Here is a 25,919-nt window from a genome sequence, read left to right as displayed (position 1 = left end):
GTATGGTTCCGACAGCGAAGCTTCCCGTCAGTGAACACACCCGTATGCCATGGCGAATCCACGCCATGACGACCGACTTTCGCGTCGAGGACGTCTGGGCGCTGCCGACGGTCGGCGGTCCGGACGACTTCCCGCGGCTGGTCGCGTTGATGGAGTCATTCGACCCTGCCCAGGCGTCGCCCGTCGTCGCCGCGTTGTTTGCGCTCAGGTGGCGCCTTGGCGCCTTGTTCGGCCTCGACCGCGGCGAGACGGGATTGGGCGCCCGTGTGCCGTCGCTACGCGATCGCCTCCCTGCCGACCTCCCCGCTGGCGTCGACACGAACCTGCCCGCCGAGTCGCCTTTCCGCCCCGTCTATGTCACCGATGACGAGGCGGCCCTGGAAATCGCGAACGAGACCATGCACGGGGTGCTGCACCTGAGTTGGGTGCCGGACGGTGACGGTGGCTACCGCGGTCAGATGGCGGTGCTCGTCAAGCCGAACGGATTGCTCGGCCGTGCGTACATGGCGGCGATAGCGCCATTCCGCTACGCGCTGGTCTACCCGCTGATGCTGCGCACCATCGGGCGACTGTGGCGGACAGCAGCCCGACAGATCCCGGTGCCGGACGACGTTCGGGAACTCGGCACCCTGCCCCGGATCGACTACGCCGACGCATTCCTCGTCGATATCAGCGCCCACCCGGACTGGACGGCCGAACGATGGGCCAAGGCAATACTGGAGGAGGCTCCGGCTGCGACGCGAGCTCAGCTGTTGTCCGGCTGGTTGGCGCTCGGGCTGAAGTCGGCCGAGCCAGGCCCGTCGATCCTGGATTGGGCGGTGCGAAGCAGCGCGCCGGACGCGGTGCTACTCGGCAGGGATTCGCGGATCGGGATGCCCGCGGAGTTGCTGTTCACGCTCCGTCCGGAAGGGCTGCTGTTCGGAACCCTCGTTCAGCACCGCACTCCCGCGACTCGAGCGGTGTGGGCAGCGGTCCTCCGCACGCATGTGCGTACGGTTCTGGGACTCCTGGAGCGGGCGGCGTCCTCCGACACTACGGAGTGGGCGGGAGCGGGCTAGCCGGGGGCGGCGGGAGCAATGCAGGGGCCGGTCCCGGTGCGGGAGCCGGCGGCGGAGGCGCGAGCGCGGGATCGACCGGAGAGATCGGCACGTTCGGGCCAGGAGCCTGGTCCGGAATCGGCGTGTCCATGCCGCGCTGCGCGATCCCCATCACCAGCGCTTCCTTACCGCTGATCTCGTGGTTCTGTACGGCCTGCCACAGATCCTTGAGGTAACTGACGTTCGGCGAGTCGCTGTCCTGAGGATCCATCGTCGAACCCGGCGGAAGGGCATCGGGGCTGGCGAGATGCGGAACGCCATCGGGAGGTGTGGGAAGCGCTGGCGCGGGGCCGGGTGCGGGGGCATCGCCTGCCGCTTGCACCGTGGTCGACTCGACCGGAGGTGGTGGCGGCGGTGCAGGTACCAGCGGGTCGGCCGATGCGGCTGCCGCCGCGATGAGAGCGACGGCCGCGCCAGACGCGCAGCAGGTGAAAGCGGACAGAACGGCCCGTGTGCCAAGACTCATCGCGTTGCCTCTCGGTGTTACGCCAGGGACTCATGGTACCCAAGGGTTCTTTCCGTTTTCATTGGAATTCCGTTACAAAACGCGGACGGGAACACGTTCTACTTGGGAGTTTGAGCAACCTGCCGCGGACCTGCGATCACTGGTGTAGCAATGGCTTACGCCACTAGATCACGTCGTCGAAGGAGTGAATGGATGCCGTCACCGAACCTCCCCCCAGGGTTCGACTTCACCGACCCGGACATCTACGCCGAACGATTGCCCATCGCCGAGCTGGCCGAAATGCGCAAGGTCGCGCCAATTTGGTGGAACGAGCAGCCGGAAGGAATCGGTGGCTTCGGCGACGGCGGGTACTGGGTCGTCACGAAGCACAAGGACGTCAAGGAGGTGTCGCGCCGCAGTGACGTGTTCTCCAGCCAGGAGAAGACCGCGCTGCCGCGATACGCCGAGGGTGCGTCGCGCGACCAGATCGACGCCAGTCGGGGCATCGTGCTGCTGAACATGGACGCGCCGCACCACACCCACCTGCGCAAGATCATCTCGCGTGCCTTCACGCCCCGGGCCATCGAACTGCTGCGCGCCGACCTTGCTGAGCGCGCACGCGACATCGCTGCCAAGGCGGCGGCCGAAGGCTCCGGAGACTTCGTCGAACAGGTGTCGTGCGAACTCCCGCTGCAGGCCATCGCGGGCCTGATGGGCGTGCCGCAGGACGAGCGCAAGAAGCTGTTCGACTGGTCCAACCAGCTTGTCGGCGACCAGGATCCGGAGTTCGCCTCCAACGACGGCATGACCGCCTCAGCCGAACTGATGATGTACGGCATGCAGCTGGCGGCCGAGCGGGCCGATAGCCCGGCCGAGGATCTCGTCACCAAGCTGATTCAGGCCGACGTCGAGGGCCATAAGCTCTCCGATGACGAGTTCGGCTTCTTCGTCATCATCTTGGCGGTGGCGGGTAACGAGACGACGAGAAACTCGATCACCCAAGGCATGATGGCCTTTACCGACCACCCCGATCAGTGGGAGCTCTTCAAGAAGGAACGGCCTGCGACGGCCGCAGACGAGATCGTCCGCTGGGCCACTCCGGTGACGTCGTTCCAGCGCACCGCGCTTGAGGACACCGAGCTCGGCGGCGTGTCGATCAAGAAGGGTCAGCGGGTGGTGATGTTCTACCGCTCGGCGAACTTCGACGAGGAAGTCTTCGACAACCCGTACGAGTTCGACATCCTTCGTGATCCCAACCCGCACGTTGGGTTCGGCGGAACGGGCGCCCACTACTGCATCGGTGCCAATCTGGCCAGGATGACCATCGACCTGATGTTCAACGCGATCGCCGACGCCATGCCGGACCTCACCTCGCTGGCCAAGCCCGAGCGGTTGCGGTCCGGCTGGCTCAACGGCATCAAACACTGGCAGGTCGACTACTCCGGAGAGTCGGCCGGGAAGCAGCCTGTGGCGCATTAGGTTTCGGCGCTGACGGGTAGTCGATTATCGAACGCCAGTAGTCCTCAGGGATCTCCCGGTTGGACCGCAGCACAATGGCCAGGCCGGTTGCCATCGCGATGCCGAGCAGACCCAGCCACAGACCGGCCAGTGCGATGACGATCCACATCGCGTTGGTCAATGCCTGCCACGGGGACACGATGGCGAGCGCCGGTGCGAAGAAGAACCCCATGCCGACGTACCAGGCGGAGCCCGCGCGGTCGGACTTCATCACGAAACGCAGCCACCGCGGGATTCCCTGGTCACTGAGCGCCTGCTGACGGGACTTCATCGTCGCCTCCTCGTCGTTGGCCGGCCGTTGCCGGACACCAATCACGCTCCCGCCTGCGGGTAAGCGAAGCAATTACCTGCCAGGTAGTGGATCGCTGCATCGGAACGGGCCAGACTGGGCCGATGACCAGTAGCCCCATTGCTCCTCACGTCCGCACCGTCGGCGTGCAGCACCCCCCGTTCGGGTCGTTGATGAAGCAGTGGCGGCAGCGACGGCGGCTCAGCCAACTCGATCTTTCGATCGAGGCCGACGTGTCATCGCGTCACGTCAGCTTCATCGAGACCGGGCGGTCCGTGCCGAGTCGCGCCATGGTGCTGCGGCTCGCCGAGGTGCTGGAAGTGCCACCGCGCGAACAGAATCAGCTCCTGTTGGCCGCGGGACTCGCGCCCGTTTACGCTGAGCGCTCGCTGGCCGACCCCGACATGTCTGCCGTCCGTGACGGCATCGATCAGGTACTCAAGGCCTACGAGCCCTATCCCTGCCTGGTGGTGGATCGGGCCTGGAACCTGGTGGCCGCCAACGCCGGCGCCGGATTGATGCTCCAGGGCGTCGACCCCAAACTGCTCGACCCGCCCAACGCATTGCGCATCTCCCTGCACCCCGACGGCCTGGCGCCACGCATCCGCAACCTCGGGCAGTGGCGTCACCACGTCATCAGCCGACTGCGCCGCGAGGTCGTGGTCAGCGGGTCCGCCGAACTGTCGGCGCTGCTCGCCGAGATCGACGCATACCCGGGCGGGTTCGACGACACCACCGACCTCGGCGGCGTCGCGGTGCCGCTGGAGATCGACGGTCCCGGAGGCGGAGTCCTGAGGTTCCTGAGCACCGTGACCACCTTCGGCACTGCGCTCGACCTCACTGCCGCCGAGCTCAGCATCGAGGCGTTCCTGCCTGCTGACGAGTCGACCGCCGAGGCGCTGCGCTAAAGCATTCTTCCAGACCACTGGTAAGACCACTTGACCTCTGACCAATGGGATGCCATGGTGGGCGCATGGCGCTACAACCCGTAAACCGTCGATCGGTACCCGAGGACGTCTTCGAACAGATCGTCGCCGAGGTACTCAGCGGCGACATGGCGCCCGGCGCCGCGTTGCCCAGTGAACGGCGTCTGGCCGAGGTGCTCGGCGTGTCGCGCCCCGCGGTGCGGGAGGCGATCAAGCGGCTCACCGAGGCAGGGTTGGTCGAGGTGCGCCAGGGCGACGCCACCACGGTGCGCGACTTCCGCCGACATGCCGGTCTCGACCTGCTCCCCCGCCTGCTGATCCGGGCGGGCGAGGTCGACGTATCGGTGGTGCGCAGCATCCTCGAAACGCGAATGCACAACGGGCCCAAGATCGCCGAACTCGCCGCCCAGCGGCGCAGCCCCGACCTGGCCGACCTGCTCGACGCCACGATCGGCGCGCTCGACGCCGAGGACGACCCCGTCGAGCGCCAACGGCACGCGCTGACGTTCTGGGATCACGTCGTCGACGGAGCCGATTCGATCGCATTCCGCCTGATGTACAACACGCTGCGGGCCACCTACGAGCCTGCCCTGCCTGCATTGGCCACGATGATGGCCGCCGAGGTCGGCCGCCCCAATGCATACCGCGACATCGCGAAGGCGATCCGAGACGGCGACCCGGTCGCAGCCGAAGCAGCTGCGCGGGCCCTGTTGGAACCCGCCACCGTCGCACTGCTCAGTGTGATCGACACCTTGGAGGACGTTTCGTGAACCCCGTCGCCACTGCAGACCGCCGTCCCGAACGCCGTGGTTTCTCGCTGGCCGACGCTTCCAGGGAATTCTGGAAACACCCCTCGCCGTGGATGATCGGCGCCACGTTGCTGGTCGCTCTGACGCTACGGATGATCGTCGGCGACTGGCAGTACACCGACGCGGTCGTTCCCGTGGCGATGCTTGCGGTGTTCCCGTTCTTCGAATGGATCGTGCACGTGTTCGTCCTGCACTGGCGGCCACGGCGCATCGGGCCAGTGACCATCGACTCCCTACTGGCCCGCAAACACCGCGAGCATCACGTCGACCCGCGCGAGGTGCCGCTCATCTTCATCCCGTGGCCCGCACTGCTGTGGGTGCTGCCGGTGGCGGTCGCCATTGCGGTGCTGGCCTTTCCGCGGGCCGGTCTCGGGCTGACCTATCTGGTGTTCGTCTCGGTGATCGGTTTGTGGTACGAGTGGTGCCACTACCTGATCCATAGCGACTACAAGCCGAAAACCGGTGCGTACAGGGCGATTTGGAAGAATCACCGGCAACATCACTTCAAGAACGAGCACTACTGGTTCACCGTGACGAGCTCCGGCACTGCCGACCGAGTGTTGCGCACCTACCCCGACGCCGCGACCGTCGCGACGTCACCGACGGCGAAGAACCTCCACGCGGCTACGCCTGCACGATGATGGGGTCACCGATGTTGACGGTGTCGTAGTACCACGCGGCGTTGTCAGGGCTCAGGTTGATGCAGCCGTGGCTGACATTCGCGTTGCCCTGCGATCCCGTCGACCACGGCGCCCCGTGCACGTAGACGCCGCCCCAGGTGACCCGAACCGCGTCGTACACGGTGAGCTTGTACCCCTCGGGGTCGCTCAGCGGAATGCCGATGGTGCGCGAGTCCATGATGACCGGGGACTGCTTCTCCAGCGCGGTGAACGAGCCGATGGGCGTTGGGTGCTTCGGTTTGCCCATCGATGCGGGCATCGTGCGCACCACCTGGTCGTCGATGCTCACGGTGAACGTGTGCGCGTCGATGTCGGCCACGCCCACCACCGCGGCGTTCGTCCCGAACGTCGTCTTGAATCCGAGTGCCGTGACCGAGATCGTCGAGTGCGCAGGCCAATACCCGGTCGGTGTCCACCGTACGGAGTCTCCTGCGAGCCAGCTGAACGTGCCCGCAGGCGTCTTCGGCGAGGAGATGTCGATGGCACGCTCTGCCGCAGCGCGGTCGGCGACCGGCATGGTGAACGTGATGGTGATCGGCATCGCCACCCCCACGACGTCGCCTGCGGCAGGCGCAACGCTCGCGACGGTGGCCTGAATCGGCACCGCCGCCCCGCTGGTTGCCACCGCTCCCGGCAACAAGGCCGTCGACACCCCGACCATCACCGTCAGCACGTACCGCAGCGCACTACTCAAGATTTCACCCTTCGATTCCCGACACCCTGACTACATGCTAGTTCGCTCAGCGTCGGCTACGCGTTAGCCGACGGCCTGCGCGCCAAGGCCAACAACAGATATCCGAGCATGAGGAATCCGAGCCCGAGAATGCTCGTGTTGACCACCACCGCACCGATTCCCACGCTGTGCGGGTCGAGGAAGTAGTAGGGCGCGCGACGGCCCGCCTGGTTGAGGACGATCAGGGCGAGGGCGGCGTAGGCGGCCGGATAGGCGAGCCACGCGAAGGGCTGCCACCAACGGACCGCGAACTCTCCCCTGCCGATCAGGACCCAATCGGTGACGGCGAGCACCGGCATGACGACGTGCAGAAGGACATTGGCCGGCGTGTAGCCCATGCTGTGCCCGGTCAGGAACAGATTCCAGATCACGCCTGCCACCACCACGTAGAGCACGACGGCGCCGCGCAACCCGGTGCGGGCATCGGCGCGCGGTGACACCAGAGTCCACGCGTAGTACGCCGCAGCCAGCACGTTGGCCTGATAGGTGAAGGTCACCAGACGCCACAGCACGCCGGACCGTGACGACAGTTCGACGGAGACGAGCGCAAGCAGTACGACCAGTACGAGCGTCACACGGAGTGCGACGCGAAGGTTAGCGTTCTGAATGGCCAAGCGTCCCAATGGAACGGGCGCCGATCCGTTACGGAACCGGCGGCGGCACGACCTCCGCCGGGGGTGCGCCGTCGACCGGAGGGTTGTCGTTCCCCGGCGTCAGCCGGTCCTTGATGCGCGTCCAGATGCCGGGCTTCTTCGTCGGCACGGCCGGATCGATCGTCGGCACGGCGTCCAGCGGCGGGGCCAATGCATCCGGCGGCGGCGCCATGGCCGGATCCACCGCAGGCAGGTCGGCAGGCGGGGCCTCTGGGCTGGCTGGATCGGCGATCGGTGCCTCGTCGATGGCCGGCGCCTCGGCCGGGACGTAGGTCTCCGGCGGGGCAGCGTCGACGACCGGCGCCTCCGGCGGCGCGACCGGTTCCACGGCCTGCGGTGGCGGAATCGACACCGGCGGCGGCATGGCGGGCGGGATGGGCTTCACGGCCGCAGGGGTCTGTGGCTCGTTCACGGCGGCGGGCACCGGGTCAGCCGATCGGGCGTCGCGGTGCGGCGCGAACTCGAGACTGACTGCGATCGACACCGAGACGACGAAGGTCACGACCCCGGCGACCAGCATCGTGACGGCGCCGGTGTGGCCCAACGCCGCAGAGCGTCCTTCGGAGGGTTCCACGGAACGGTGCCGGCCCGTCGAGCCGCTCCGGTCGTAGGCGGACTCGTGGGCGTATTCGTCACCAAAGTCGCGACCGAAATCGCTGTCGTAGTCGACCCGCGGCAGCTCGATGGTCTGCGCCGAGGCCAGCGCCGCGCCTCTGGCGAGGGCGAGTTCGGCCTCCGCGGGTGCGAAGACGGGCACCGAGAGCGCGTCCTCGAGCTTGTGCAGGATCGACTCGAAACCGCCTGCCGAGCCGACCACCACCAGTGCCTCGGGCTGCCAGTCCGCCTTGGTGAACACCGTGCTCAACCAGCTGATCAAGCTCTCGTCGGAGTCGATGGAGTGGTTGAACGCGGTCTGGACCGCACCGTCGGACGTGTTGACGACGAGGCTGATCACGGCGTCCGGTTCGATGACGCAGACCGCGGTGGTCTGGTAGCCGATGACGGCCGCCATCCCGCGGGCCAGCGCCTCGGTCGCCTCCGGCAGCCGGATCGCAACGACGTTGTCGAAACCCGAGTCCGACAGTGACTGCATCAGCGCCGATGCCTGCGCATCTGCGTCCTCGCTCCACGTGACCCCGATGGAATTCAGACGCAGGCCGCGGTTGGCGGCGAGCGCTTCGGTACGGAGAACGGCTGCGGTGGCCTGCTCGGAGGACTGGATCGAGCTTTGGTACACGTCGAACGCATCGCGGTCCATGGTGGCGCCGTCGGCGTCCTGACCCTCGACGAGAACAAGGCCAACGGACGTCGGAGTCATAGACAACCCGAGCACCGCGTCCACATGTATCCCTTCAGACCACGAGATGGCCCCAGCCAGCTGGTGGCGCGAACACCGGAACGAATCCAGGCGGCGCCAGCGCGGTGTGGTGAGGATCCACCTTTCGGGGTGACACTACCCGGCGATCGGCCGGAGGGCCCGTCCGCCCGCGGCAACCGGCCCTTGGCCGAGTTGTGACCTGTCGTAAACCGAATCCGGCCTGCAGTGGGGTGATGATGTGACCATTGAGCAGGGTGATGAGGTCGGGGCGAAGGAGCACCACGATGGCAACAGCACTCGCAGTGGATTTCGGGGACTTCGAGTTCAGCCAGCAGGAGGCGCACGGCGTGGTGTCCGTGCACAACCTCGGATTCGGCGACTCGACGGCGGCGTGCTCTTGCGGCTGGGCGGGTCGCCGGCGCCGCTTGAAGGCAGCCGCCACACAGGATGCCTGGGCGCACTGCCTACTCGACAGGTGCTCGGTGTCGTCGCCGCTCGTGGTGGTGTGGTGACTCAGCTCTGTCCGGCGAAGATCTGAGCGAGTAGGTCGGGCTCCACGTTGCCGCCCGACAGGATCGTCACCGTCGGCCCGGGCGGTGTCCGAGCCGTTCGGTAACCCGCAAGTGCCACCGCGCCGCTGGGCTCGCTGACGAGGTGAGCTCGTAGCGCGATCTCGCGCACCGCTTCGCGAATGTCGTTCTCCGACACGGTGATCACGTCGTCGAGGACCCGTTGCAGGTGCGCGAACGTGAGCTCGGAGGGCTGCGAGCGCAGGCCGTCGGCGATGGTGCGGTTGCGGTCCTCGATCGACCAGTCCACTCGGTGTCCTGCGGCCAGCCCCTGCGCCGTGTCGGCCGCGAGCTCGGGCTCGACGCCGATGACGCGTGCACCGGGACACAGCGCCTTGATTGCCGTCCCGATGCCCGACGCAAGGCCACCACCGCTGAGGGGAATCAGCACCGCTGCCACGTCGGGTAGGTCCTCGGCGATTTCAAGGCCGATGGTGCCCTGCCCAGCGATGACGTCCGGGTGGTCGAACGGCGGCACCAGCACGCCACCGGTCCGTGCCACCACCTCGTCGGCCACCTTCTCGCGCTGTCCGGCAGCGCACAACACCACCTCGGCGCCGTGGCTGCGGGTCGCCGCGACCTTCACACCAGGCGTTTCCTCGGGCATGACGATCGTTGCCGCGATGCCGAAGGCGGCGGCCGCGTAGGCGACGGCCTGGGCGTGGTTGCCGCTCGAATAGGCGACCACTCCCCTTGCGCGGCTGGCTTCGTCGAGCCTGCCGATCGCGTTGAAGGCGCCACGGACCTTGAACGCTCCGATCGCCTGCAGGCTCTCGGGTTTGATCCACAGTGGTCGCGCGGGATCGCCCCACGGTGCGGAGAGCAGCGGGGTGCGTATGACGGAGCCCCGAATCCGGTCAGCCGCAGCGCGGATGTCATCGATCGTGACCAGTTGCATGGCTCGAGTCTGTCAGCCCGCGATTCAACGACGACGCGCGGTGAAGCCGCTCTTCGACGTCCACACGGCCAGGCCGAGGAACGCCAGCCAGGCGGCCCAGCACAGGGCGCGCTGCCAGCCGGTGAGACGGCGCTCGGCGGTTTGCTCGGGCTGCTGGGAGCCGCGTGGCGATGCATAGGGTGAGCTACGTGAGCGAACCGTTTTCGATGCCGATCGTGCCGCGCTATGCCGAGATCGACCAGCAGGGCGTGGTCTTCAACGGCCACTACCTCACCTGGTTCGACGAGGCGTGCGGAGCGTTCCTCGACCACGTAGGCGTGACGTATCCCGTGTTGGTCACCCAAGGGCTCGACGTCCAGGTGGTGCATGCCGAGCTCGACTACGTCGCGCCGGTGCGCTGGCGGGACACGGCCGGCGTCGGCGTGACGTGCGTGGCAATCGGGACGACGAGCTTCGCCCTTGCCTTCGAAGTGGTCCGACTCGACGAGTTCGGTGAACGGGCGATCGCGGTGCGCGGCCGCAACGTCTACGTCGTGCTCTCGACGCAGGATTGGACCAAGCAGGTGATACCCGAGCACTTGCGCGTGGCGCTCACTTCCGTTGTGGGTCAAGGCCTTGCCGATTGACGGTACTGTCGGCTCATGAGCCACCAGCACGACCGCGGGCCGCAACGCGAACTCCCACCAGGCATGGCCGAGCAACTCGACCTTGCCTACGCGGGATTGGCGTCCTTCGGGCACCGGCCGTTCCTCACCGAAGTCGAGCAGCTCGATTCGTGGCAGCCCGACGTGGCCATCGTCGGTGCGCCGTTCGACATCGCGACCACGAATCGTCCCGGTGCACGCTTCGGGCCCCGCGCGATCCGGGCCACCGCATACGAACCCGGCACGTATCACATGGATTTGGGACTGGAGATCTTCGACTGGCTCGAGGTGGTCGACTTCGGCGACGCCTACTGTCCGCATGGTCAGACCGAGGTGTCGCACGCCAACATCAAGGAACGGGTGCATGCGGTGGCGTCGCGCGGCATCGTGCCCGTCGTGCTCGGTGGTGACCACTCGATCACGTGGCCGTCGGCGACCGCGGTGGCCGACGTCCACGGCTACGGCAATGTCGGCATCGTGCATTTCGACGCCCACGCCGATACGGCCGACATAATCGAGGGCAACCTAGCCAGCCACGGCACGCCGATGCGTCGCCTCATCGAGTCGGGCGCGGTACCAGGCACCCACTTCGTCCAGGTCGGCCTACGCGGGTACTGGCCGCCGCAGGACACCTTCGAGTGGATGCAGGAACAGGGCATGGTGTGGCACACCATGCAGGAGATCTGGGAGCGCGGCTTCAAGGCCGTGATGGTCGACGCCGTCGGAGAGGCGCTGGCCAAGGCGGACAAGCTGTATCTGTCGGTCGACATCGACGTCCTCGACCCTGCGCACGCTCCTGGCACGGGCACGCCGGAACCCGGTGGCATCACCAGCGTCGACCTGCTCCGCATGGTGCGCCAACTCTGCTACGAGCACGACGTCGCAGGCGTCGACGTCGTGGAGGTGGCTCCGGCCTACGATCACGCCGAGCTGACCGTGAACGCTGCGCACCGCGTCGTGTTCGAGGCTCTCGCCGGCATGGCGGCCCGAAGGCGTGACGCCGCGGGCGCCAAGATGGGCCCGCCAGGCCGTCCCCCGGTGTGATCCTCTGCAGCACAATGGAGGCATGACCGGCGTTCTGTACTTCGACGGGGTCTGCGGGATGTGCACGCGGGCCAGGAACCTATTGGTGCGGTTGGACCGGACCGGCGCCTTGGACACCCGGCCCTTTCGGCAGGAGGGCACTGCGCAGCTGCTTGGGCTCACCGAATCGACGATGGCCGAGTCTTCTTGGTGGCTGGACTCGTCGGGAGCGGTGTACGGCGGCGCAGAAGCGATCAATGCGGCACTGTCCGTGGCGCTGGGCACCACGCTGCCACTGCGCTTCTATCGACTACCCGGCATCCGGGGTCTACAAGAAGTGACCTACCGCTGGGTGGCCACGCACCGGTATCGCTTCCCCGGCGCGACGCCGTACTGCGAATCGCACCCGGTCGCCTGCTGACTCGGTCAGCTCTTGTGCAGGGTCACCTGGCAGACCTCGGAGTAGCCGTCCCGGAACAGATCGGCGCAGCCCGCCAAGTACTTGATGTACCTCTCGTAGACCTCTTCGGACTGAACTTCGATGGCTTCTTCCTTGCGCGCCTCGAGGGCCGCGGCCCAGATCGCCAGAGTGCGGGCGTAGTGCAACCGCAGCGTCTGCACCTGGGTGACGTCGAAGCCGACCTTGACCCCGTTCTTCTCGAGGTCGGCGATGTATGGCAGCTCACCACCGGGGAAGATCTCGTCCATGATGAACTTGAAGAACTTGATCTTCGTCATCGTCAGCGGCAACCCGCGGCCTTCCATCTCCGCGCGGCTGGGCTTGACGATGGTGTGGAGCATCATCCGGCCGTCGGCGGGCAGCACCGAGTAGGCCATCTTGAAGAAGCCGTCCCAACGGTCCTTGCCGAAGTGCTCGAATGCGCCGATCGACACGATCCGGTCGACGGGTTCGTGGAACTGCTCCCAGCCCTCCAGCAGCACTCGCCTGCTGCGGGGACTGTCGGACTTGGCAAGCAGTTCCGTGGCATGGGCCTGTTGGTTCTTGCTCAGCGTGAGGCCGATGACGTTGACGTCGTATTTCTCAAGCGCCCGGTTGAGCGTCGCGCCCCAGCCGCAGCCGACGTCGAGCAACGTCATGCCCGGCTCCAGCCCGAGCTTGCCGAGCGACAGGTCGATCTTGGCGAGCTGCGCCTCTTCGAGCGTCATGTCGTCGCGCTCGAAGTACGCGCAGCTGTAGGTCTGGGTGCGGTCCAGGAACAGCCGGAAGAAGTCATCAGACAGGTCGTAGTGCGCCTGCACGTCTTCGAAGTGCGGCTTCAGGCCTTTGGTATCGCTCTTTGTATCTGGCAAGTCACAGCCTTCGGCGTCTGGAATGAATTTCGTCTGAAGCTCCGCGCTGTCTGGAGAGCCTCGCCCGATGCACTTCTCGGCAACTTACGCACACTACCTGAGTCGCGAAGCCCTCAGCGAATCGGTCGCCGCAAGGTTTGCCGGTGTCACCAACTCGTAATTCCCGTGCTGACCTGGCCGGAGCACCGGTTCCTTTGCGAAGTTGCTGAGCACGCTGTGAATCGTCTGAACAAATGTTTGCTGAGGTCATCGGGTGACTCGGTGTGAGATCAACCACGGACTGGCCGCACGACGATCGTGTAGTCGATGTCGTTCCCGTCCTGGACACACCGGTGGGTACCCGTCTCGACGAACCCGAGTCGCCGCGCCAACGACAGGCTGCGGACGTTCCACGACTGGATGAGCGCCCTGACGGGCTTGGCGGGCAGCTCTTGGCCGACGTCGTCGAGCACGGCCTGCAGAAATGCGTTCCCGCGGCCGGCTCCGACGAAGGCAGGTGCCATCCCGACGCCGAGGTCGACGACGTCGTCGTCGGACTCGACACCGGGTACGAGTGCCTCGCTACCGACGCAGTAGAAGCCGACGATCGTGCCGTCGTCCGCGGCGACGACGGCCCGGTAGCTCTCAGCCGCCGTCACGTCGGCCCCTGTCACGTGGTTGCCGTCACTCTGGTCGTAAATCGACCACCTGCCGGAGTAGCGCCACTCCGCGACGGCCTGATCGTCGGTGGGCGTCCACGGGCGCACGGCGAGTCGGTCGGGCCAGTTGGTCACGTCAGGTCCTCTCTCCCCTGGGCGAGCGAAGCGACGGGGGATCTGTGAGTGCCCGTCTGCGTCGAACCGACCACACTGCCGCACCGAGCAGCAGAACGGCCAGCACCACCAGCCACGGCCACGCGCCGGCCCGGTGAACCCAGCCGGCCAGCGCGCCCTGCAGTCGGCCTGCCGCGGCGATCACGGGGTCTCCTGGGTCGGCACCGGCGAAGAGTCGCAGTTCGAACCAGCCGTAATACGCGACGTAGGCGCCCACGACGACGAGCAGGGCACCGCTGATTCGGTTGACGTAGGGCACGATCCGGCCCAGCCGCACCACCAGACTGGAACCGGCCAGCGCGGCGGCGACGGCGAGCGTGCCGACGACGAGCGTCAGGCCTGCCGTGTACGCCATGAGCGCGGGCAGGCCGCCGCCCGCCGAACCGACGCCGATCCCCGTGATCGCGAGAAACGGCCCGACCGTGCAGGACAAGGATGCGAGCGCATAGCTCACGCCGTACCCGAACATCGACCCGAGCGCGGCCGTGGGTCCCCAGCGGCCGCCCCGCGCCAACGGATCTCGGATCGGGACCTTCACCTCGTGGCCGGTCAGCTGCCAAACGCCCAGTGCGGCAAGCGCAATGCCTATCGCCACGGTCGCGTAGGGCATGTAGCGCTGAGCGGTGTTGGCGACGGACACCGCGAGCAACCCGAACGTTCCGAACACCGCGACGAACCCGAGAGCCATCGCCGCGGTGGCGGCTACCGCCCGGCCAAGCGCAGACATTCCCCCGGTTTCGGCGCCGCGCACCACCAGGGTCAGGTAGGCGGGCAGCATGGCGAACCCGCACGGGTTGAGCGCCGCCACCAATCCGGCCCCGAAGGCAAGGCCGAGACCGTCGGGTCCCACGTGGTTGCCGACCTACCGGGTCAGCGCCGCTACCCGGTCCGCCAACTCGTCTTGCGGCATGGCGGAGGTCGGGTTGTTCACGAACGTCGAGCTGCCGTCGGGGCGGTAGAACACGTAGGCCGGTTGCCACGGCACGTTGTAGCGCGCCCAGATGGAGCCGTCGGCGTCGTTGAGATTGGTGAAACCGAGGTGATATTTGTCGACGAAGTTCTGCATGGCCCCGGTGTCCGAGCGCGCGGCGACCCCGACGAACGTCACGCCGGGGTTGGCGGCGGCCACTGCGCTGACCGAGGGCGCCTCGGCGTTGCAGAACGGGCACCACGGCGTCCAGAACCACAGGACGGCGGGTTTGCCGGCGAGGCTGGAACCATTGAATGGCTGGCCCGCAAGGGTGGTCCCAGTGAACTGTTGGCGGTCGTCGGCAAGGGCGGTCGGCGGACCTCCAAGGACCAGGGCGGCGAATCCGGCAACCATCGCCAGGACCAACCACCCGCGCAGTCGAAACTTCGCAGCGGACACGGCGTCATCTCCTTCGCACCGGGTAACCATCCATGACACGAATGAACGTGCCGTCGGGTTCAACGGGCGGTCAGTTCTCCCGCGGCAGGAGTTCCGCGGCGAACCGATCGATGAAACCGTCGATGCCGTCCTGACCCACCGGGCGGATGACGAACTTGGTCAAACCGGCGGCCAGATAGTCGTCGATTCTGCGGTGCAACTGCGACCAACCGTCGGCGACCAGTTCCTCCGGATCGACGTCCGGCCTGCGCCTGCGTACGGCGCTGATCAACTCGGCGGGCAGGCCACCCTCGCTCACGGCGAGGTTGATCCCGAAGTGATCGGGTTCGACCACGCGACCGGCCTCGGCGGCGGCCTCCTCGATCTGTACGCGGCCGCGTCGCGCCTCGGCAGGAGTGAGGAAGCTGCCCAGCCACCCGTCGGCAAGCCGACCGATGCGCCGGAATGCCGCGGGCGCTGACCCACCCAGCCAGATGTCCAGCGGCTTGGCAGGCCGCGGCGCGACGGCCACCGACGTCACGTTGAAGAAGTCCCCCGAGAACGAGGCATCCGATTCGAGGCTGGAACGCAGCAGCCGCAACGACTCGTCGAACACCGCGGCGCGCTGGCCGTCGGGTACGGCGAACAGCTCCCGCTCGGCCGGTATGGCGGAGCGCAGGCCGAACACGGGAAGCACGCGCCGCGGTGCCAGGGCGGCCAGCGAGGCCAATTGCTTGGCCACCAGCACCGGGTGGCGTCCCGGCAACACCACCACCGACGTGCCGACCTTGAGCTCGCGCGTGCGGGAAAGGGCGTACGCCATTCCGATGAATGGATCGACCGCCTCCGAGTACACCAGCTCGGAGAACCACAGCGAATCGATGCCGAGCGCCTCGAGGCGGTCGACGACGTCGGCGAGCTCGGCGGGTCCGGTGTCTCCACCAAGACCGACGCCGAAACGGATCTTCATCGGCGGGGTTCGGCTGGCATCCGGGTTCGCTCTTTGCAGGCCACTGACTTCCGCGCGTTCGCGCTCGCTGCAGTCGGTCACCCCTGCCAGTTAACGCCATATCCCCTCTGGTGGCACTGCCGCACCGTTAATGTGACCGACGAGTCCACATCACCGCACCCACGACGGGATCAGATGACGGCGAATCTCCAATGGTGTGCGGTCGTGGCCGTGTCGGCGCTACTCATCGCGGGTTGCACTAGCGAGCCGACGTCGTCCTCGTCCAGCACCACCGCAACCACGACGACCGCCGCCGAGAAGGCCATCGACCCGGCACTCGCCGGGCAACTCGACGCCGCGATCAACAGCGTGATGAAGACCGTCAACGTGCCGGGCGTGATCGTCGGACTGTGGGGACCCGACGGCCAGTACGTCCGCGCATTCGGGGTCGCCGACAAGGCCACCGGCGCGCCGATGAAGCCCGACTTCTATCACCGGATCGGCAGTGTCACAAAGACCTTCACGATCACCGGGGTGCTGCAGCTCGTCGACGCGGGGAAGGTGAAGCTCGACGACCCGATCGCCAAGTACGTCGACGGCGTGCCGAAGGGTGACCGGATCACCCTGCGCGAGCTGGCCAGGATGCAGAGCGGTCTGCACAACTACAGTGCCACCGAGGGTTTCGCGAAGGCGCTGTTCGGTGATCCGAAACGCGCGTTCACGCCGCGGGAATTGCTCGACTACGCCTTCGCCGAGCCCAACGACTTCGAGCCCGGCCAGAGCTTCGAGTACTGCAACACCAACACGATTCTGCTGGGCTTGACGGTGGAGAAGGTCAGCGGGCAGACGCTGCCCGACTATGTCCGCGACCACATTCTGACGCCGTTGAGGTTGAGCCACACCAGCTTTCCGACCGACAACGCGTTTCCGGAACCGCACGCGCAGGGATACGCCCTCGGCACCGATGACAAGGAGGTCACCGCCACCGACTGGAATCCGAGTTGGGGGTGGGCCGCCGGGGCGATGATCTCGACGTTGGACGACATGCGCATCTGGGCGGACGCCCTCGCTTCGGGGACGCTGCTGACGCCGGAGACGCAGCGGCTACGGCTGGAGACGGTCAACGCGCCGCCGCTGCCGCCCCAGGTCGGTTACGGGTTGGGCATCTTCGACCTGGCCGGCTGGGTTGGGCACAACGGCAGCCTGCCCGGCTACCAGACGGTGGTGGTGCGCCTCGCGGAGGAGCGGATGACGCTGGTGATCGCGAGCAACACCGACATCCCAGCGGGCGGCGGCGAACCCAGCACGGCACTCGCGAATGCGATCACCAAGATCGTCAGCCCCGACCACGTGTACACGCTCAGTCCCGAGGTCCAGGCGCCACCGACGACCACCAAGCCGCGCTGAACACCCCGAAGGTCCACCCGCGACGATGAAAGAAGGCCGAGTGACCCATCGAACGAACCTCGTCAGGGCGGGAGTCATTGCCGCCGCTGCAGCATCGTTCTGCGCGCTGGCGCCGCTGCCCATGGCCAATGCCGACAACCCCGACCTGGTTGGCACGTGGACCGGGCACCGCGAGCGCATCGCGAGCACCGAGGGCTACCGCAACGGTGAGGCGACGCTGACCGTCACCGAGCAGACGGGCTGGACGTTCAAGGGCGCCCTCAGCCGGACGACGCCGGCGGGCGACGTCTCGGACCCGCTGGTTGGGGCGTTCACCCCGGACGGCACGGTCATCTCCGGCGCCGACGACGAGGGGACGTACACGTTCACGCTCGTCGACCCGGTCACCCTCGACTACTGCTACGCCGAGCATGGCGCGGGCTACCGCACCACCTGTGCGCGACTGCAGAAGCAGCTCTAGACATGGAAGCATCCGTGACGGTCACGATGGCGGCACCGGCGCAGCAGATCTGGGATCTGGTCGCCGACGTCCGCAACACCGGCAAGTTCTCCCCCGAGGTCATGGAGGCCGAATGGCTCGATGGCGCAACGGGACCCGCTCTCGGCGCGAAGTTCCGCGGCCACGTCAAGCGCAACGAGATCGGCCCGGTGTACTGGACGATCTGCCGGGTGACGGCGTGCGAGCCCGGCAGCGAGTTCGGCTTCGAGGTGCTGCTCGGTGAGCGGCCGGTGAACAACTGGCACTACCGGTTCGCTCCGGTGGACGGCGGCACCGACGTCACCGAGTCGTTCCGGATGACCGAGGGGTTGTTCACCACCGTGTTCGGGCTGTTCGGTGGTCAGCTCCGGGTACGACGCAACATCCGCGACATGCGCAAGACGCTGGAGCGGATCAAGGTCGTCGTGGAGACCTGAGCCAACCAGGAACGGTCAGTTGAAGCCGACGCCGAAGATCGGGATCCAAAGGCCGAACAGCCAGATCCCCCACTGCCGCGGACCGTCATTCCACACGGGGTTCACGTTGTAGCCCCAGTAGTTGATGTCGTGCGGAAGCGGACCACCGTTCCATTGCAGCGGTGGCGGAGGACCCCAGCCCCACGGCGGCGGGCCGTCGTTGTCGTTCCACCATTCGTGCCGGTTGTTGAGCCACCACGGACCCCTGTCATCGCCGCGGAAATCGGGGCCATGGAAATCGGGTCCGCGGAAATCGCCGCCGCGGAAGTCCGGTCCGCGGAAATCGGGTCCGCGGAAATCGCCGGGGCCGTGGTTCGGCCCCCCGCCGTTATCGCACAACGGCGGACAGAAGTCACCGTCGCCGTGTCCCGGTTTCAACGGAATCGGCGCGGCCGGTGTCGCGGTCGCCACTGCTGCAGCCATACCCGCCGAGCCGAAGCCGAGCCCGCCAACGATCATGGCGGTCGCCATGATCTTGCTGACCTTGATTGGCTTCATCGTGTCACTCCTACCCGGTGACGATTGACGTTGGTGGATACCCCACCTGCTTGGACGTCCAAACGGTCACCTTCGTTCCGGCACCCCTAATGTGACCCCTACATCCCGTATCGGTGTCGACAGGGCGCGTGTTACCGGCAGTTCGAAATCGACACGCTAGCGTCGACTCAATGGTTGACGACGGCCGATCGGTGTCACCCTTCGCCACTCGTGGCGTCCTCGGCATCGCGGGTGTGGTCGCCCTCTTGCATTGCATCGCAATGACATTCGGGCCTAGCTACTGGTTCGACGAGGTCTACATGCTGGCCATCGGCCGGTATCACCTGGACTGGGGTTCGGCCGATCAACCGCCTCTGGCTCCCGCAGTCGCCGCGCTCGCGGACGTGATCGCTCCTGGCTCGGTCATCGTGTTGAGGTTGCCGGCGGTCCTTGCGACGGCAGGTGCGGTGGTCGTGGCGGGACTGATCGCACGCGAACTCGGATGTGACGGCCGCGCACAGGTTTTCACCGCCGCGGCCCAGGCCACCGGCCTGTGGGTGAACTTGGTGGGGCACTGGTTGACGCCATACACGCTGGAACCACTGCAATGGATGTTGCTGGTGTGGTTGCTGATTCGATGGCAGCGGGTGCGTGACGATCGTTTGCTCCTCATGCTCGGCGTGGTGATCGGGATCGCCGCGATGACGAAGTTTCAGGTGATGCTGCTGTGCCTGGTGTTGCTCGTCGCGGTTTCGATCCGTGGGCCGCGCGAGCTGCTTCGCCGGCCGCTGTTCTGGGCGGGGGCGGTATTCGCGGCACTCATCGCCGCGCCGACCCTGATCTGGCAGCACCTGCACGGGTGGCCGCAACTGCGCATGACACCCGTAGTCGCCGGTGAGGCCGAGGCCCTGTACGGCGGCCGCCCTGGCATTTCCGTGCAGCTGTTGGTGTTCGCCGGCCTCGCCGGTCTGGTGCTCGGGTCGTACGGACTCTTCCGATTGCTGCGGGCCGACGAGATGCGGCCCTACCGGTATCTCGGGATGACGTTCGTGGTGCTGTACGTGGTGTTCGTCGCCACCGCGGGCCGCCCGTACTACCTCGCCGGGTTGTACGCACCGCTGGTGGCTGCGGGCGCGCTCGGCCTGCAGCGCCGCCGCGAGGCGGGCCGTGCGCCGCGCCGCTGGCTGGTCTGGTCGGGGTGGCTGACCGCAACGGCCGTCGCGGTCGGCCTTCTGGTCACGTCGGTGTCGATCGCCCGCTCCGACGTCGCGGAGAACATCGCGCGTCGCACCGCAGACGTCTACCACGGCCTGCCCGCCGCGCAGCGGGACCGAACCGTCATCATCGGCGAGTCCTACATCACGGCCGCGTTCATCGACGGTTACTCGCAGCGCTACGCCTTGCCGCAGGCGTACAGCCCGAACCGCAGCTACGGGTACTTCCCGCCGCCGCCGGCCGACCACGACGTCGTGCTCTACGTCGGAACTGACCCTGGTGCACTGCACGGGTACTTCTCCGATGCCCGCCAGGTCGCCGACATCGGCGATGACATGCACGCGTATTTGCTGATTGGACAACGGCAGTCGTGGGAATCGATCTGGCCGCAGGTCCGCACGTTGACGGTGTCCTGAATCCACCACGGCGCCCCGCGGGGTTTGGTAGAACAGGTTCTAGTTTTACCGCATCCGAGCCGAGGAGACACTCAATGGCGCAGTGGTCACGCGAGGAGATCCAGGAGACGTTTCAGCGTCATCAGGACCTCGTGGTCGAGATCGGACAGTCCTGGGACTGGGCCAGGTACGGCGAGCTGTTCACCGAGGACGCGACGTACACCGAACACCTCTACGGCAAGATGGCGGGCCGCAAGAAGATCAGCGAGTGGATCTCGTCGACGATGAACACCTTCCCCGGCAGCGAGATGCCGTTCTACCCGGTGACGTGGCATTCGATCGACGTCGAGAAGGGCTGGGTGTTCAGCGAGATCATGAACCGCATGAAGGATCCCGGCGACGGCAGCATTCACGAGGCGCCGTGCATCACCATCCTGCGGTACGGCGGCGGCGGGCAGTGGAGCAATGAAGAGGACGCCTACAACCCGATGAACTTCATGCCGATGGTTCAGGAGTACATCCAGAGGTGCCACGAGCTCGGCACCATCTCCGATGACGCCAGGGTGTTCGCCAAGAACATGAATTGGGAACTGGCTTAACGGAAGACGAACCGCAACGTTCGCCGCGGTTGGGGTGCTCACCGACGGGGTATTACTCGTCGGTGAAGCGTGACACCGATGACACGCTGACTCGGCGGCCAGCGGGTGTCGACGACGCCACGGTCCAGGCGGTCGGGCAGATGTCGGAGGCCCTCGAGTACGTCGAACGCGCCCGTGGGCACCTGTACTCGTTCCACCAACTGATCGGGCACGCCGATTTCGTGCTCGGCGAAGCGTGCGACAAGTTGCGGGCCGCCGGGCATGGCGCCACGGCCGACCGGCTGGAGACCGAACTCGTCGGTCGCAACGTTCTGCACGGCCGCTGGACGTTCCAGGTCGTGGAGGAGTTCGACGACGGCTACTGGACCGAGTTCCGCGACCACGAGTGCCGGGTCCGCGACGAGCTCCAGGGGGGCGAGCGGCACGTGTTCGAAGCGGAAATGAAGGAGGAGCGCCGAAGTCACGGCCGCATCGGGCACGAGAGTCGGCCCTGAGGCCATTGCGGCGGGCAGGAGCGCAGCGACCGGGGAGTGATTAGGCTCGGCCACATCACGTTTCTCGACGATGAGGTGATGCGGCGTGGGTATTTTGACACGGGTCAACGGCGCCGTGCCCCCCGACGTTCCGCTGTCCGAGATCAACCTCGGCGAATGGGAGTTCTGGGCGCAGGACGACGATCTGCGCGAAGGAGCCTTCGCCACCCTGCGCCGCGAGGAGCCGATCTCGTGGCAGCCGTCGTTCGTCCTCGAGGCTGAACCGGGCGAGGGCCATTGGGCGCTCACCCGCCACGAGGACGTCTTCCACGCCAGCAGGCACCCCGAGATCTTCAGTTCCAGCCTTGGCATCACCATCGGTGATCAGACGCCCGAATTGGCGGAGTACTTCGGTTCGATGATCGCGATGGACGATCCACGCCACACCCGGCTTCGCAACATCGTGCGCAGCGCCTTCACTCCGCGGGTACTTGCGCGCATCGAGGACTCGGTGCGGGACCGCGCCAGGCGCCTGGTCACCGCGATGGTGGACGACCATCCCGATGGCAGAGCCGAATTGGTCACCGAACTGGCAGGTCCCCTTCCGCTGCAGATCATCTGCGACATGATGGGCATCCCCGAGGACGACCACCAGCAGGTCTTCCATTGGACCAACGTGATCCTCGGTTTCGGTGACCCCGACATCAGCACCGACTTCGACGAATTCGTCGGGGTTGCCATGGACATCGGCGCCTACGCCAAGGCATTGGCCGACGACCGAAGGGCCAACCCCGGCGATGACCTCACCACGAGCCTGGTGCAGGCCGAACTCGACGGCGAGCGACTCACGTCGGGCGAGGTCGCGTCGTTCTTCATCCTTCTGGTGGTGGCGGGCAACGAGACCACCCGCAACGCGATCAGCCACGGCGTGCTGGCGCTGAGCCGCTACCCCGAACAGCGCGACGACTGGTGGAACAACAACGACGAGGTGGCACCGACGGCCGTCGAGGAGATCGTCCGCTGGGCATCACCGGTGGCCTACATGCGCCGCACCGTCACCCGTGACACCGAGCTGAGCGGGGTGACCATGCGCGCCGGCGACAAGGTCACGCTGTGGTACGGCTCGGCGAACCGCGACGAGACGAAGTTCGCCGACCCGTGGACCTTCGACGTGCGCCGCCAGCCCAACCCCCACCTCGGCTTTGGCGGCGGCGGTGCGCACTTCTGCCTCGGGGCGAACCTGGCCCGCCGCGAGATCACGGTGATCTTCGAGGAGTTGCACCGGCGGATACCCGACATCGGCGCGACCGAGGAACCCGACTGCCTGCAGTCGGCGTTCATCCACGGCATCAAGCGGCTGCCGGTCGCGTGGACGCCTTCGTTCGAGAAGGAATAGCGCCTTAGAAGGAGCAGCGGCCGGTGTCCCCGTGTCGGATGGGGTCTGCTGCTGGGAGGGGGCTGGCCCCGGTCGGAGACAGGGCGTCAAGCATCAGCACGACGTAGCGGCGCCAGCCGTCGCCGGAGTCCATGCACGCCAGGAGCGAGGCGAGCATTCCCATGATCACGTGGATGTCGTCCGGAACGAGATCGGCACGGATGACGCCGGCCTGTTGCCCGCGGTGGATGAGCAGGGTCACCGAGTCGAGGAATGGAGCGTTGAACTCCGTGGTGAGGGCGCCGGAGTTGTGCGCGGCGGCGAAGGTGTTGCGCTCGCGGGCCACCATCGACACGGTCGCCTCCATCAGCGTGGCCAGACCGCGTTTGGGGTCGTCGCCGCCGAGCGCCTGCTCGATGGCGGGTGAGAGTTGCTCGGCGATGCTCTGATCGAGTGCCGCCCTGAGGAGTTCCTCCTTGTTGGGAAAACGGCGGTACAGCGTCGCGATGCCCACGTCGGCCCGGCGCGCGATGTCGTCGAGCGTGGCGTCGGGACCGATCTCGGCGTAGACCTCCCGCGCCGCCCGCACGATCCTCTCGGAGTTTCGCGCGGCGTCGGCGCGAAGCCGGCGCGTGCCATCGGTGAGCATGACCACAGATTAGCAACCGATAGTTGACTATCGCTACACCGTAGGGTTGGCTTTGAATCACAACCGATAGTCGCGTATCGGTTACGCCAGTACCCGCCTTGCTCAGCGATTTAGGAGACGTTGCACATGACGGAAACCCTCGGACTCATCGGCAGCGGAATGATCGGCAGTTCGCTGGCCCGCCTCGCCGTGGATGCCGGCCTTGACGTCGTCGTGAGCAACTCCCGCGGGCCCGAGACGCTAGGAGCCCTCGTCGCCGAGCTCGGTTTGCAGGCCCGTGCGGGCACACCGGCCGAAGCCGCAGAAGCAGGTGATCTGGTCGTGGCGACGATCCCGCTCAACGCCTACCGCCAGCTCTCCCCAGTCGAGTTGGCGGGCAAGACCGTGATCGACACGATGAACTACTACCCGCAGCGCGATGGCCGCATCGCCGAGCTGGACGCCGGCGAGCTGACCAGCAGCGCCCTGATCCAGCGGCACCTTTCCGAGTCTCGAGTTGTGAAGGCGTTCAACAACATCGACTTCCGTCGACTGTTCACCCTTGCACTGCCCTACGGTGCACCCAACCGCAGCGCCCTGCCGATTGCCGGAGACGACGCCGCAGCCAAGGCCGAGGTGTCCGATCTTCTGGACATCCTCGGCTATGACGCGACTGACATCGGCACCCTCGCCGACAGCTGGCGCAGTGAACCCGGCACCCCGGTCTACTGCCTGCCTTACTTCCCCGGGTTGGCGCCCAAGGATGTCCGTCCGTACGAGGCGTTTCGCTGGTTCTTCGAAACGCCAGGAGTCCCGGTATCCGTGGGCCGCGTCAAGGACCTGACCGATGGCACCGTCCGCGGCCCGGCAGGCGGTCAGCTCCCCGAGATGGCAGCCTCGCTCACGGGACTCGACGCCAGGCCATCTGATTCCCCCGTCGCTTCGCTCGCCCCAGCACCGTCGCGGGTCGCGTCTTAGACGGCTCCCACTTGCCGCGCATCGCAGAGATCGGCGAGTTCGGCGCGGGTCGGGCCGTCGGGGACATCGGGGCGCCAACCGGCGGCGAAGACCTCCTTGGCCCTTGGCCCTTGGCCCTTAGCCCTTGGCCCTTGGCCCTTGGCTCGACGGCGTCCAGGCTCGCCGGTAGCGCATCCATGCGGGAGTACGGTTCGACCGCGGTGCGCAGCACTGCGTCGGCCAATCCCATGGCCGCTGCGACGATGAGGTCGGACGGCAGGCAGCGCGTGGTGTCGACGTCGCCGCCGGACCACCGGCGCAGCCGATCGGCATCGTTTCGGACGTGATCGTCGAACCACGGCCTGATGTTCTCGGTGCACCATTGATCGAACTGCATTGTGGCGGAATCGATGTCGGTGCAGACGGCACTGGACTGGGCGGTGGCGGGTGACGACGAGCCGATCGCGATGGCAGACCGGAGCGCGCCTAGTTGACCTTGTGCGCGCGCTCGGCACGCACGGCGTCGTCATCCGTCGCTTCGTGAGCATGCTTCTCGGCAGACTTGGTGCGTGGGTCCAGCGAGTCGGCCCGTTCGCGCTGGGCATCCAGCTCCTCACGCGAGGAGTCGAGGTGCTCGCGGTGCCCCGTGGCACGGTCCTGCAGGCGGGCGGCCTCGGCGGCCTTGACCTCGGCTTCCGCCTGAGCGGCGCGCGCCTTTGCCTCTGTCTCGGTGGCGATGGCCTCGCGCTTGTCCAGCCGTTCGCTCTGTTCCTGTACGTCTTCTCGGATGCGATTGGCCTGCACCCGGTGGTGGCGATGGCTGGCAGATCGCGCGACGAAGGCGAGCACGACGAGGATCAGAACTGCGACGATGGCGATGATGACCCAGGTGGTGGTGGTCACGACGGGCTCCTTCGGATCGGGTGGCACGTCAGCGGTATTGACGTGCACGCTTATTCGGCGGATGCCCGTATTCGCCGATGCCCAAACCGGAGCGACCTACTTGACGGTCAGCGTGCCCTTCATGTTCGAGTGGTACTTGCAGTAGAACGGGTACTCGCCTGGTTGCGTCGGCGCCGTGAAGGTCTTCTGCCCATTGGCGTCGACCTCGGTGTCGAACTGCCCGGCGGTCTTCGACGTGACCGAATGCTCGACCCCATCACCGTTGGTGATGGCGACCTGCGCTCCGGGTGACACGGTGACCGGCTCACCGAAGGCCATCCCGGAGATGGTGATGGTCGGTCCGCTGGCCGCATTGGCCGCGCTACTGGTCGCCGGTGCGGTGCTGGTCGCTCCGTAGCCGGTGGTGCCCGAACTGCCGCATCCTGCGACTACGAGGGCGATCACGCCCAGCGCGGCCACGGTTCCATGGAGTTTCGTCATCGCGTTCCCCGTTCATTGGTGGACTGCGATGGAC

The 25,919-nt window shown here is 66.7% G+C and carries 33 protein-coding genes; 18 read left to right on the top strand and 15 right to left on the bottom strand.

Annotation, left to right across the window (positions count from 1 at the left end; genetic code table 11):
- Positions 1-65 precede the first annotated feature (65 nt).
- A complete protein-coding gene (locus HNP02_RS43640) occupies positions 66-1,058 on the top strand; it encodes a DUF2867 domain-containing protein (protein WP_309241416.1) in 993 nt (330 codons plus the stop codon).
- On the opposite strand, the gene HNP02_RS04745 is transcribed toward HNP02_RS43640, so the two are convergent.
- A complete protein-coding gene (locus tag HNP02_RS04745; protein ID WP_184435617.1) occupies positions 1,033-1,563 on the bottom strand; it encodes a hypothetical protein in 531 nt (176 codons plus the stop codon). The two genes, HNP02_RS43640 and HNP02_RS04745, sit on opposite strands and share 26 nt — an antisense overlap.
- Positions 1,564-1,755: 192 nt before the next feature.
- Between HNP02_RS04745 and HNP02_RS04740 the strand changes: the two genes are divergently transcribed.
- On the top strand, positions 1,756-3,021 hold the full coding sequence (locus HNP02_RS04740) for a cytochrome P450 (protein ID WP_184435615.1): 1,266 nt from the start codon (positions 1,756-1,758) through the stop codon (positions 3,019-3,021).
- On the opposite strand, the gene HNP02_RS04735 is transcribed toward HNP02_RS04740, so the two are convergent.
- Positions 2,960-3,331, bottom strand: coding sequence for a hypothetical protein (locus HNP02_RS04735; RefSeq protein ID WP_184435613.1), 372 nt, complete (start codon positions 3,329-3,331; stop codon positions 2,960-2,962). The genes HNP02_RS04740 and HNP02_RS04735 overlap by 62 nt on opposite strands.
- Before the next feature lie 122 nt (positions 3,332-3,453).
- Here HNP02_RS04735 and HNP02_RS04730 point away from each other — a divergent pair, with 122 nt between their 5' ends.
- The 3 genes from HNP02_RS04730 (at position 3,454) to HNP02_RS04720 (ending at position 5,725) form a co-directional block, all read left to right on the top strand.
- Complete coding sequence (locus HNP02_RS04730; RefSeq protein WP_184435611.1) at positions 3,454-4,257, top strand: helix-turn-helix domain-containing protein; 804 nt, start codon at positions 3,454-3,456, stop codon at positions 4,255-4,257.
- 65 nt (positions 4,258-4,322) lie between these two features.
- Positions 4,323-5,045 (top strand): FadR/GntR family transcriptional regulator, encoded by a 723-nt coding sequence (locus HNP02_RS04725; protein ID WP_184435609.1) that lies wholly within the window; start codon positions 4,323-4,325, stop codon positions 5,043-5,045.
- Entirely contained in the window at positions 5,042-5,725 is a 684-nt protein-coding gene (locus HNP02_RS04720; protein ID WP_309241415.1) for a sterol desaturase family protein, read from the top strand. Before HNP02_RS04725 ends, HNP02_RS04720 begins: the two co-directional genes overlap by 4 nt.
- Here the strand turns inward: HNP02_RS04720 and HNP02_RS04715 are convergent.
- The 3 genes from HNP02_RS04715 to HNP02_RS04705 all read right to left on the bottom strand — a co-directional run bounded on the left by HNP02_RS04715 (position 5,709) and on the right by HNP02_RS04705 (position 8,468).
- Complete coding sequence (locus HNP02_RS04715; RefSeq protein WP_309241444.1) at positions 5,709-6,428, bottom strand: L,D-transpeptidase; 720 nt, start codon at positions 6,426-6,428, stop codon at positions 5,709-5,711. The two genes, HNP02_RS04720 and HNP02_RS04715, sit on opposite strands and share 17 nt — an antisense overlap.
- Before the next feature lie 86 nt (positions 6,429-6,514).
- On the bottom strand, positions 6,515-7,120 hold the full coding sequence (locus HNP02_RS04710; protein ID WP_184435607.1) for a Pr6Pr family membrane protein: 606 nt from the start codon (positions 7,118-7,120) through the stop codon (positions 6,515-6,517).
- A gap of 19 nt (positions 7,121-7,139) precedes the next feature.
- On the bottom strand, positions 7,140-8,468 hold the full coding sequence (locus HNP02_RS04705) for a hypothetical protein (RefSeq protein WP_221317184.1): 1,329 nt from the start codon (positions 8,466-8,468) through the stop codon (positions 7,140-7,142).
- Between the two features lie 284 nt (positions 8,469-8,752).
- Here HNP02_RS04705 and HNP02_RS04700 point away from each other — a divergent pair, with 284 nt between their 5' ends.
- Positions 8,753-8,980 carry a hypothetical protein gene (locus tag HNP02_RS04700; protein ID WP_184435603.1) on the top strand — a complete coding sequence of 76 codons (228 nt, stop codon included), beginning with the start codon at positions 8,753-8,755 and terminating at the stop codon, positions 8,978-8,980.
- A gap of 1 nt (position 8,981) precedes the next feature.
- On the opposite strand, the gene HNP02_RS04695 is transcribed toward HNP02_RS04700, so the two are convergent.
- Positions 8,982-9,935 carry a threonine/serine dehydratase gene (locus HNP02_RS04695; RefSeq protein WP_184435601.1) on the bottom strand — a complete coding sequence of 318 codons (954 nt, stop codon included), beginning with the start codon at positions 9,933-9,935 and terminating at the stop codon, positions 8,982-8,984.
- A gap of 206 nt (positions 9,936-10,141) precedes the next feature.
- Between HNP02_RS04695 and HNP02_RS04690 the strand changes: the two genes are divergently transcribed.
- Genes HNP02_RS04690 through HNP02_RS04680 form a run of 3 tightly spaced genes read left to right on the top strand, consistent with a single transcriptional unit; the run spans position 10,142 to position 12,023 of the window.
- The gene (locus HNP02_RS04690; RefSeq protein WP_375373643.1) at positions 10,142-10,561 is read left to right on the top strand and encodes an acyl-CoA thioesterase; all 420 of its coding nucleotides are present in this window, start codon (positions 10,142-10,144) and stop codon (positions 10,559-10,561) included.
- Positions 10,562-10,576: 15 nt separating this feature from the next.
- Positions 10,577-11,623 (top strand): agmatinase, encoded by a 1,047-nt coding sequence (gene speB, locus HNP02_RS04685; RefSeq protein WP_375373638.1) that lies wholly within the window; start codon positions 10,577-10,579, stop codon positions 11,621-11,623.
- 22 nt (positions 11,624-11,645) lie between these two features.
- Positions 11,646-12,023, top strand: a complete 378-nt coding sequence (locus HNP02_RS04680) for a thiol-disulfide oxidoreductase DCC family protein (RefSeq protein ID WP_184435599.1) — start codon at positions 11,646-11,648, stop codon at positions 12,021-12,023.
- 5 nt (positions 12,024-12,028) lie between these two features.
- On the opposite strand, the gene HNP02_RS04675 is transcribed toward HNP02_RS04680, so the two are convergent.
- The 5 genes from HNP02_RS04675 to HNP02_RS04655 all read right to left on the bottom strand — a co-directional run bounded on the left by HNP02_RS04675 (position 12,029) and on the right by HNP02_RS04655 (position 16,043).
- Positions 12,029-12,913 carry a cyclopropane mycolic acid synthase family methyltransferase gene (locus HNP02_RS04675; RefSeq protein WP_184435598.1) on the bottom strand — a complete coding sequence of 295 codons (885 nt, stop codon included), beginning with the start codon at positions 12,911-12,913 and terminating at the stop codon, positions 12,029-12,031.
- A gap of 269 nt (positions 12,914-13,182) precedes the next feature.
- Positions 13,183-13,686 (bottom strand): GNAT family N-acetyltransferase, encoded by a 504-nt coding sequence (locus tag HNP02_RS04670; protein WP_184435597.1) that lies wholly within the window; start codon positions 13,684-13,686, stop codon positions 13,183-13,185.
- 1 nt (position 13,687) lies between these two features.
- Positions 13,688-14,575, bottom strand: coding sequence for a cytochrome c biogenesis CcdA family protein (locus HNP02_RS04665; protein ID WP_184435596.1), 888 nt, complete (start codon positions 14,573-14,575; stop codon positions 13,688-13,690).
- A gap of 12 nt (positions 14,576-14,587) precedes the next feature.
- Positions 14,588-15,049 carry a redoxin domain-containing protein gene (locus HNP02_RS04660; protein ID WP_149373170.1) on the bottom strand — a complete coding sequence of 154 codons (462 nt, stop codon included), beginning with the start codon at positions 15,047-15,049 and terminating at the stop codon, positions 14,588-14,590.
- A 115-nt stretch (positions 15,050-15,164) separates the two neighbouring features.
- The gene (locus HNP02_RS04655) at positions 15,165-16,043 is read right to left on the bottom strand and encodes a TIGR03854 family LLM class F420-dependent oxidoreductase (protein WP_184436504.1); all 879 of its coding nucleotides are present in this window, start codon (positions 16,041-16,043) and stop codon (positions 15,165-15,167) included.
- 174 nt (positions 16,044-16,217) lie between these two features.
- Here HNP02_RS04655 and HNP02_RS04650 point away from each other — a divergent pair, with 174 nt between their 5' ends.
- The 3 genes from HNP02_RS04650 to HNP02_RS04640 are packed head-to-tail and all read left to right on the top strand — an operon-like array spanning position 16,218 to position 18,344.
- Positions 16,218-17,429, top strand: coding sequence for a serine hydrolase (locus HNP02_RS04650; protein WP_184435595.1), 1,212 nt, complete (start codon positions 16,218-16,220; stop codon positions 17,427-17,429).
- Positions 17,430-17,469: 40 nt separating this feature from the next.
- Complete coding sequence (locus tag HNP02_RS04645; protein ID WP_184435593.1) at positions 17,470-17,889, top strand: hypothetical protein; 420 nt, start codon at positions 17,470-17,472, stop codon at positions 17,887-17,889.
- A gap of 2 nt (positions 17,890-17,891) precedes the next feature.
- Positions 17,892-18,344 carry an SRPBCC family protein gene (locus HNP02_RS04640; protein ID WP_184435591.1) on the top strand — a complete coding sequence of 151 codons (453 nt, stop codon included), beginning with the start codon at positions 17,892-17,894 and terminating at the stop codon, positions 18,342-18,344.
- Positions 18,345-18,359: 15 nt separating this feature from the next.
- On the opposite strand, the gene HNP02_RS04635 is transcribed toward HNP02_RS04640, so the two are convergent.
- Positions 18,360-18,881 (bottom strand): hypothetical protein, encoded by a 522-nt coding sequence (locus HNP02_RS04635; RefSeq protein WP_184435588.1) that lies wholly within the window; start codon positions 18,879-18,881, stop codon positions 18,360-18,362.
- Positions 18,882-19,051: 170 nt separating this feature from the next.
- Between HNP02_RS04635 and HNP02_RS04630 the strand changes: the two genes are divergently transcribed.
- From HNP02_RS04630 to HNP02_RS04615, 4 genes are all read left to right on the top strand, one after another.
- On the top strand, positions 19,052-20,491 hold the full coding sequence (locus HNP02_RS04630; protein ID WP_184435586.1) for a glycosyltransferase family 39 protein: 1,440 nt from the start codon (positions 19,052-19,054) through the stop codon (positions 20,489-20,491).
- Positions 20,492-20,565: 74 nt separating this feature from the next.
- Positions 20,566-21,069: a nuclear transport factor 2 family protein gene (locus HNP02_RS04625; protein ID WP_184435585.1), complete on the top strand. Its 504-nt coding sequence runs from the start codon at positions 20,566-20,568 to the stop codon at positions 21,067-21,069.
- A gap of 62 nt (positions 21,070-21,131) precedes the next feature.
- On the top strand, positions 21,132-21,563 hold the full coding sequence (locus HNP02_RS04620; protein WP_184435584.1) for a hypothetical protein: 432 nt from the start codon (positions 21,132-21,134) through the stop codon (positions 21,561-21,563).
- An 85-nt stretch (positions 21,564-21,648) separates the two neighbouring features.
- Positions 21,649-22,938: a cytochrome P450 gene (locus tag HNP02_RS04615; RefSeq protein ID WP_184435583.1), complete on the top strand. Its 1,290-nt coding sequence runs from the start codon at positions 21,649-21,651 to the stop codon at positions 22,936-22,938.
- Positions 22,939-22,942: 4 nt separating this feature from the next.
- Here the strand turns inward: HNP02_RS04615 and HNP02_RS04610 are convergent, their stop codons facing one another.
- Entirely contained in the window at positions 22,943-23,566 is a 624-nt protein-coding gene (locus tag HNP02_RS04610; RefSeq protein ID WP_184435582.1) for a TetR/AcrR family transcriptional regulator, read from the bottom strand.
- A gap of 126 nt (positions 23,567-23,692) precedes the next feature.
- Between HNP02_RS04610 and HNP02_RS04605 the strand changes: the two genes are divergently transcribed.
- Positions 23,693-24,523 (top strand): NADPH-dependent F420 reductase, encoded by an 831-nt coding sequence (locus HNP02_RS04605; protein WP_184435581.1) that lies wholly within the window; start codon positions 23,693-23,695, stop codon positions 24,521-24,523.
- An 11-nt stretch (positions 24,524-24,534) separates the two neighbouring features.
- Positions 24,535-24,849, top strand: coding sequence for a hypothetical protein (locus HNP02_RS04600; protein ID WP_184435580.1), 315 nt, complete (start codon positions 24,535-24,537; stop codon positions 24,847-24,849).
- 139 nt (positions 24,850-24,988) lie between these two features.
- Here the strand turns inward: HNP02_RS04600 and HNP02_RS04595 are convergent, their stop codons facing one another.
- Positions 24,989-25,405, bottom strand: a complete 417-nt coding sequence (locus HNP02_RS04595; protein WP_184435579.1) for a hypothetical protein — start codon at positions 25,403-25,405, stop codon at positions 24,989-24,991.
- 96 nt (positions 25,406-25,501) lie between these two features.
- Entirely contained in the window at positions 25,502-25,885 is a 384-nt protein-coding gene (locus HNP02_RS04590; RefSeq protein WP_184435578.1) for a cupredoxin domain-containing protein, read from the bottom strand.
- Positions 25,886-25,919: the final 34 nt, after the last annotated feature.

The sequence above is a fragment of the Mycobacterium sp. AZCC_0083 genome (genome assembly GCF_014202335.1).
Classification (GTDB): domain Bacteria; phylum Actinomycetota; class Actinomycetes; order Mycobacteriales; family Mycobacteriaceae; genus Mycobacterium.
The sequence above is the reverse complement of the archived record's forward strand: the minus strand, read 5'-3'. Positions and strand labels throughout refer to the sequence as shown.

Coding starts and splice junctions, on each gene's coding strand:
- HNP02_RS43640 (WP_309241416.1), top strand. CDS start 66: ATGACGACCGACTTTCGCGTCGAGGACGTCTGGGCGCTGCCGACGGTC.
- HNP02_RS04745 (WP_184435617.1), bottom strand. CDS start 1,563: ATGAGTCTTGGCACACGGGCCGTTCTGTCCGCTTTCACCTGCTGCGCG.
- HNP02_RS04740 (WP_184435615.1), top strand. CDS start 1,756: ATGCCGTCACCGAACCTCCCCCCAGGGTTCGACTTCACCGACCCGGAC.
- HNP02_RS04735 (WP_184435613.1), bottom strand. CDS start 3,331: ATGAAGTCCCGTCAGCAGGCGCTCAGTGACCAGGGAATCCCGCGGTGG.
- HNP02_RS04730 (WP_184435611.1), top strand. CDS start 3,454: ATGACCAGTAGCCCCATTGCTCCTCACGTCCGCACCGTCGGCGTGCAG.
- HNP02_RS04725 (WP_184435609.1), top strand. CDS start 4,323: ATGGCGCTACAACCCGTAAACCGTCGATCGGTACCCGAGGACGTCTTC.
- HNP02_RS04705 (WP_221317184.1), bottom strand. CDS start 8,468: ATGACTCCGACGTCCGTTGGCCTTGTTCTCGTCGAGGGTCAGGACGCC.
- HNP02_RS04700 (WP_184435603.1), top strand. CDS start 8,753: ATGGCAACAGCACTCGCAGTGGATTTCGGGGACTTCGAGTTCAGCCAG.
- HNP02_RS04695 (WP_184435601.1), bottom strand. CDS start 9,935: ATGCAACTGGTCACGATCGATGACATCCGCGCTGCGGCTGACCGGATT.
- HNP02_RS04690 (WP_375373643.1), top strand. CDS start 10,142: ATGCCGATCGTGCCGCGCTATGCCGAGATCGACCAGCAGGGCGTGGTC.
- speB (WP_375373638.1), top strand. CDS start 10,577: ATGAGCCACCAGCACGACCGCGGGCCGCAACGCGAACTCCCACCAGGC.
- HNP02_RS04680 (WP_184435599.1), top strand. CDS start 11,646: ATGACCGGCGTTCTGTACTTCGACGGGGTCTGCGGGATGTGCACGCGG.
- HNP02_RS04660 (WP_149373170.1), bottom strand. CDS start 15,049: ATGGTTGCCGGATTCGCCGCCCTGGTCCTTGGAGGTCCGCCGACCGCC.
- HNP02_RS04655 (WP_184436504.1), bottom strand. CDS start 16,043: ATGAAGATCCGTTTCGGCGTCGGTCTTGGTGGAGACACCGGACCCGCC.
- HNP02_RS04650 (WP_184435595.1), top strand. CDS start 16,218: ATGACGGCGAATCTCCAATGGTGTGCGGTCGTGGCCGTGTCGGCGCTA.
- HNP02_RS04640 (WP_184435591.1), top strand. CDS start 17,892: ATGGAAGCATCCGTGACGGTCACGATGGCGGCACCGGCGCAGCAGATC.
- HNP02_RS04635 (WP_184435588.1), bottom strand. CDS start 18,881: ATGAAGCCAATCAAGGTCAGCAAGATCATGGCGACCGCCATGATCGTT.
- HNP02_RS04630 (WP_184435586.1), top strand. CDS start 19,052: ATGGTTGACGACGGCCGATCGGTGTCACCCTTCGCCACTCGTGGCGTC.
- HNP02_RS04625 (WP_184435585.1), top strand. CDS start 20,566: ATGGCGCAGTGGTCACGCGAGGAGATCCAGGAGACGTTTCAGCGTCAT.
- HNP02_RS04610 (WP_184435582.1), bottom strand. CDS start 23,566: ATGCTCACCGATGGCACGCGCCGGCTTCGCGCCGACGCCGCGCGAAAC.
- HNP02_RS04605 (WP_184435581.1), top strand. CDS start 23,693: ATGACGGAAACCCTCGGACTCATCGGCAGCGGAATGATCGGCAGTTCG.
- HNP02_RS04590 (WP_184435578.1), bottom strand. CDS start 25,885: ATGACGAAACTCCATGGAACCGTGGCCGCGCTGGGCGTGATCGCCCTC.